This is a genomic window from Asaccharospora irregularis DSM 2635, assembly GCF_900129815.1.
Taxonomy (GTDB): domain Bacteria; phylum Bacillota; class Clostridia; order Peptostreptococcales; family Peptostreptococcaceae; genus Asaccharospora; species Asaccharospora irregularis.
Window position 1 is genome coordinate 1 of sequence record NZ_FQWX01000060.1, and the last position, 5,904, is coordinate 5,904.

At 27.6% G+C, this 5,904-nt stretch carries 8 protein-coding genes; 5 read left to right on the forward strand and 3 right to left on the reverse strand.

All coding sequences use genetic code 11. The annotated features are described in order from the left end of the window. Positions 1–243, forward strand: a 243-nt coding sequence (locus tag BUB34_RS12535) for a transposase (protein ID WP_073127779.1), incomplete at its 5' end; no start/stop codon positions are given. Positions 244–377: 134 nt separating this feature from the next. Here BUB34_RS12535 and BUB34_RS12540 read toward each other — a convergent pair. Both BUB34_RS12540 and BUB34_RS12545 read right to left on the reverse strand, forming a co-directional pair. Next, the gene (locus BUB34_RS12540; RefSeq protein ID WP_073127781.1) at positions 378–698 is read right to left on the reverse strand and encodes a YlbF family regulator; all 321 of its coding nucleotides are present in this window, start codon (positions 696–698) and stop codon (positions 378–380) included. A 247-nt stretch (positions 699–945) separates the two neighbouring features. After that, positions 946–1,767 (reverse strand): pyridoxamine kinase, encoded by an 822-nt coding sequence (locus BUB34_RS12545; protein WP_073127783.1) that lies wholly within the window; start codon positions 1,765–1,767, stop codon positions 946–948. A gap of 237 nt (positions 1,768–2,004) precedes the next feature. Between BUB34_RS12545 and BUB34_RS12550 the strand changes: the two genes are divergently transcribed. Then, on the forward strand, positions 2,005–3,150 hold the full coding sequence (locus tag BUB34_RS12550; RefSeq protein WP_073127785.1) for an amidase domain-containing protein: 1,146 nt from the start codon (positions 2,005–2,007) through the stop codon (positions 3,148–3,150). Between the two features lie 166 nt (positions 3,151–3,316). Further along, complete coding sequence (locus BUB34_RS12555; RefSeq protein WP_073127787.1) at positions 3,317–3,517, forward strand: cold-shock protein; 201 nt, start codon at positions 3,317–3,319, stop codon at positions 3,515–3,517. Positions 3,518–3,686: 169 nt separating this feature from the next. Here the strand turns inward: BUB34_RS12555 and BUB34_RS12560 are convergent, their stop codons facing one another. Then, a complete protein-coding gene (locus tag BUB34_RS12560; RefSeq protein WP_073127789.1) occupies positions 3,687–4,457 on the reverse strand; it encodes a hypothetical protein in 771 nt (256 codons plus the stop codon). Between the two features lie 159 nt (positions 4,458–4,616). Between BUB34_RS12560 and BUB34_RS12565 the strand changes: the two genes are divergently transcribed. Both BUB34_RS12565 and BUB34_RS12570 read left to right on the forward strand, forming a co-directional pair. Then, complete coding sequence (locus tag BUB34_RS12565) at positions 4,617–5,024, forward strand: CBS domain-containing protein (protein ID WP_073127791.1); 408 nt, start codon at positions 4,617–4,619, stop codon at positions 5,022–5,024. Between the two features lie 57 nt (positions 5,025–5,081). Further along, positions 5,082–5,825: an amino acid ABC transporter ATP-binding protein gene (locus tag BUB34_RS12570; protein WP_073127793.1), complete on the forward strand. Its 744-nt coding sequence runs from the start codon at positions 5,082–5,084 to the stop codon at positions 5,823–5,825. The last annotated feature ends 79 nt before the right edge of the window (positions 5,826–5,904 follow it).

The window sequence follows — 5,904 nt, forward strand, 5'->3', positions numbered from 1 at the left end:
ATGATTTCAGAAATGCTATCAAGGGATTTAAAAGACTGTCCTTTATGCTTTAGAACAAGCCTTAAATCTTTGAAGAATAAAAAACAGTACGTATTAAATGCTTTAATTACAAAATATACAAATGCTAGGGTTGAGGGTAAGAATAATACTATTAAAGTACTCAAAAGAGTATCCTTCGGATTTAGAAGTTTTAAAAATTTAAGATTAAGAGTATTGCTAAGGGAAAAAATACAAGTAATTTAAAAACAGCATCTATACAGGTAAACTGTATTAGATGCTGCCTTTAAAAATTAAATATTGACTTCATCAACGTTATTTGACAAAGAGCCCTAAAAAAGTTCGTCCTTTTTAATAGATAACTAGATATTTTATAAAAATTATTTTAAAAGCTCGTTTTCTATTTTTTTGTACAATTTTTCCATCAAAGAATTAAAATTTCTAGTATCTTGCATATAGTTAGATACTATAGGCAAACTAAAAAAGTCATCGTATTCCCTATTCAATTGGCTTATTTTCTTTGAAGCATCTTCGATTTTATGTCTAGAGTATATATTCTTTTTTTTAGAAATATATTCGTCGAGTTGTCTTTTTATAGCCTTATTTTTCTCAATTTCAATTTTACTTTTATTCATTTTTTTGAATTCGTTAGTATTTTTTATATGATAAGCAAATTCTTTGGCTTTTTGGTTTATATCCATAAAATAGTGACCCCCTAAAAATCATATATTTACTTATCAATTTATATTTTTGAATTTAACAAAAAAGAACTTATATAAAAAATTCTATCTAAAACTTTTAAAAGATAATTTGAAAAAATACATATACGGAAAAGTGTATCAAAATATAGACTTGTTTAATAGTATATATAGTGATTGAGTTGACATAATAGAAAAGACAACGTGGAAAAAGAGGGGGCTATTGAGTCTCCTCTTTTTAAAAATATTATTAGAGTGATGTTAGTTCTCCTAAGAAATTTTCAAACATAACTCCATCGTTTCTGTGTGTATCAAATTGTGATGTATAGTTTACCGATTTATATATAAACTTAGTAGCTGTATCAACAGCGAAATTCAAATCATAATTATTTGTCACTAACCCGCAAACAATAGATGTAAATATATCCCCTGTTCCGCTATAAGAACAATTATTGTATTTTACAGATGTAAATGAAGACTCATCATTATTTTTATTATAAGATAAATTTAAAATATTATTATTCTCAAGTATTCCAGTTATAATAACGTTTTCTGGACCTAAGTCTGACACGGCTTTTGCTATATCTAAGAGTTCTTTACGAGTAAATTTATTTTGGTAAAAGTTTTTACCTGCTAAAAAACATGCTTCTGTAAGATTTGGAGTAGTTAAGTTTGATAACTTCACTAGTTCTCTAATTTGATCGCACATTTTTTGCGTAAATACAGGATACATTTTGCCATTATCCCCCATTACAGGATCTACAACAATGAAAGAGCTATTATTTTGTTTTATAAAATTAGAGACTATCTCAATTTGATGTTCTGATCCTAAAAAACCACTGTATATAGTATCAAAATTAACTCCTAAATTTTGCCAAACTTTAGAATAACTGTCCATTTCATCGGTAAAATCTAGGAAGGTAAATTCAGGGTATCCAGTTTGACTTGAAAGTATTGCAGTTGGGAATGGGCAACATTGAACTTTTAAAGCCGAAAGTATAGGAATTGCCACTGTTAGTGAACACTTTCCAATCCCTGATAAATCGTTTATTGCTGCGACCTTTTTTTGCATGATATCACCTCCTATATCATAACTTATCGTAAATATATATTTATTAAAATGCCTAACAAATATATATTACTACTAAAAAACACAACATATCAATATAAATTTAATTTCTTAAAATTATTTAATTTCTTAAAATTATTTAATTTTATTAATTGGGCATAATATTATAAATAAAATTTTTGATTTTAATAAAATCATGGTTTATTTGTTTTATAGACTAAGTGTTTGGAGGTATAAAGCTTGAGATTATATAAAATTAAAAACAAATACATAAAGGGTACGATTGGTATCATCTGTCTGGCCTTATTTTTAGGAGTATGCAATCTAATTAATGAAGAATCTAAATTAAAAGAAAATTTAGTAGCAACAAGTAATATGGAAGGCGAGGAAGTCAATAATCAATACAAAGATTTGCTTGAAAATCTGTTTGATTACAGGAATAAAGCTTTATTAGAAAAAAATGATAATATCTTAAAAGAGCTTTATGACACTGATAAAAAATTTGGACTGTGGGCATATGAACATGAAGTTAAAAAAATGAAGTATTTGGAGAATTGGTCTAGTAAACAAGGAGTAAAATTTAAAGATATAAAAACTAAAGTTAAAATAAAGAAAGTTAAAGAAAAGGAAAAGAATTTATATGGTATTATATGTACAGTTTCAACTGAATACAAATACTCTTATGAAAATCAAGAAGATATTACCGACATGTTTAGAATAGGAACTTATCACTATTTAAATGTAAAAATAATAGACAATCAATATGTAATAACCAAAGAATGGTATACTGATCCGTTTGCGGACTCTTTAAATTTAGAAAATATAAAATCTGATGATATAAAAAAATATATATTATCTTCAAAATCTGTAGATTTAAGTTTGACACCAGAACAGGAAAAAGCAATAGACTATGCTCATAGATACAGTGGAGCAGCAGCAGATGAGGAGCACGGGCTTAAATTTAACAGCAAATACAGAGATTATAATCCAGAGGGCGGCGATTGTGCAAACTTTGCATCTCAGATAATGTTTGAGAGTGGAAGGTTTAAGAAAAATCCAACATGGAATTATAGTGATGGAGATGGAACTAAGGCATGGGTAAATGCTCAGGCATTTAAAAATTATATTTTATATAGTGGAAGAGGGACATTATTAGCAAAAGGATCTTACGAAGATGTATACAAGCAAGCATATAATTTAAGACCAGGAGACTTTGTAGGATATGAAAAAGGAGGAAGAATAACACATGTTTCAACTGTAACAGGATTAGATTCAAAGGGATATCCACTAGTGACATGTCATAATACAGATAGATTATTGGTGCCATGGGATTTAGGATGGAGTGACAAGAAAATAAAATTCCATATAATAAAGGTACATTATTAAAAAATTGTATATTATTAAGATATCCAAAAAAAATTTTAATATTTTAAAGTAAATTTAATGTATAGAACTAATAATATTTGACAAAGATAATTATATATGATAAAGTAATGATAAGGTTACAAAATTAAGTAGCTAAATAATTGTGTTTTTTTAGGAGGATTTATTAATGAAAACTGGTGTAGTTAAATGGTTTAACAATGAAAAAGGATTTGGATTTATATCTGTAGAAGGTGGAGATGACGTATTCGTACATTTCTCAGCTATACAAGGAGATGGATACAAATCATTAGAAGAAGGACAACAAGTTGAGTTTGAAGTAGCTGACGGAGCTAAAGGTCCTCAAGCTGCTAACGTAGTTAGATTATAATTAAAATTCATATATATTAGTAATGCTAGTGATATGATATGAGAGCCACTAATTTAGTGGCTTTTTATAATGTATAGAAAATTTTATAATGTATAGAAAATTTTTATAATATATAAAAAACTGCCCTAATCAAAAGAGTGTTTGAGGCAGTTTTTTACGTTATTAATATTTAAGATTTAACAAGACCTATATTTTCTATATATTTAAACCCGTGATCATTTACTAAGATATCAAAAAGCTGAGATGAATCGTATCTACTGAAATTATCTAGACAGTACTCTAAATCATCTTCTAACTTATCAAATTCATTATATACATGAAACGTAGCTGAAAACTTAGCCATCTCATCTCTTAGAGCATCTATATCCACTAATAAATATATAAAAGACTTATCTACTTCATTTTTTAAAATCATAGATTTAAGAGTAGGTAAAAGTTCATCTTTTTCTTTGAACGGTATTGTTATAATACTTTTTTTGTTTTTACTATCTATATATTTATTTAGATCATCAACCATATTTATAAAATTATTGTCTATAAACTCTATAAAACCATTTTGACTAAACCTGCTTTGTAGATCTTCTATAATAAATCTATTCATATTTCCTTCCCAAAGCTCCATTGCAAACTTACTATAGCTAGTATTTTTAATTGGGTTTCCTAGGTAATCATAAAGTTTAGGAAAAGAATAGTTTTTTTTCTTCGCAATCTCAACTCTTAGGAAGTAGCCGTTTTCGTTATTTTCAATTAAATTTTCTATGAAATCATCTAAATCACTTCCTAAGTAAACAGGAGTATTTTTAAGTATTTCTATATAAGATTCAATAACCTCCTTAGAGTTTAATGGCTTAAAATCTTGTTTATCTACTATATTATATATTTTCTTTTCATAAATTCTATTTAATATATTTTCTGTCTCGTTGTTATAATTAAAGTTCATATTTATTCCTCCTGAAACTAATATAACTATTTTATACCCATTAAAAATATTTGTAAATAAAAATTTAAATATAGTATTAAATATGTTAAAATTATAAGGAGGTGTTACAAGTCTTTAATAAAAGATTTTAACTACAGAAGTATTTGGAGGTGTAGTAAGTTGAACATATTATTTTTTCTAACACCTAAAAGTGAAGTTGCATATATATATGAAGACTACACTATGAGGCAAGCTCTAGAAAAAATGGAATATCACAAGTATTCTGCTGTTCCCATTATAAATAAAGAAGGAAAGTATGTTGGAACCATAACAGAAGGAGACTTTTTATGGGCGTTGAAAAACGATTTTTCACTAGATTTAAAGGGAGTAGAGGATGTACCCGTTATGAGTATAAATAGAAGAATGGATAATTCTCCAGTTTCTATAAATTCTAATATAGAAGACTTGATTTCGAAATCTATGAATCAGAACTTCAATCCGGTTATAGATGATCAAGAGATTTTTATAGGGATAATTAAGAGAAGAGACATAATCGGTCATTGCTATGAGGAATACGTTAATAATTAAGTAGAGATTAATATATTAAATAAAATAATATAGAAATAAGAGGATAGGGATAATACTATGATAAAAGTAGAAAATCTACACAAAAGTTTTAAAGGGGCAGAAGTGCTTAGGGGGATAAACTTAGAAATTAAACAAAGTGAAGTGGTATCTATACTAGGACCATCAGGAACAGGGAAATCTACACTACTTAGATGCTTAAACTATTTAGTCGAACCAACTAAAGGAAAGATAAAAATCGGAGATGTTGAAGTAGACGCATCTAATGCAACAAAAAAAGATATAATTGAATTAAGAAAACATACATCGATGGTTTTTCAAAACTATAACCTATTTAAAAATAAAACGGCTTTAGAAAATGTAATGGAAGCTTTAATAGTTGTACATAAAAAGAGTAAAGAAGAAGCTAGGGAAATCTCGATAAAGTTATTAGAAAAGGTAGGAATGCTAGATAGAAAAGATTTCTATCCATCTAAATTATCAGGAGGTCAACAGCAAAGAATAGCTATAGCAAGAGCTATGGCAGTCAATCCAAACGTAATATTATTTGATGAACCTACATCGGCTTTGGACCCAGAACTTGTTGGAGAGGTGTTGAGTGTTATAAAATCTCTTGCAAAAGAAGGTATAACAATGATTATAGTAACTCATGAGATAGGGTTTGCAAAGGATGTTTCTAATAGAGTGATATTTATGGACAATGGGGTAATAGCTGAGGAGGGAACTCCAGATGAAATTTTTAATAACCCCAAAAATGAAAGAACTGCAAAGTTTTTAAACGTTATAGGTGATAACGTAAAATAATTTGTGCTTATGATGAAATAAATACTCCTTTATGGCAATGATAAAAATATAATCAGATGCCAGAAAGGGGTATTTTTTA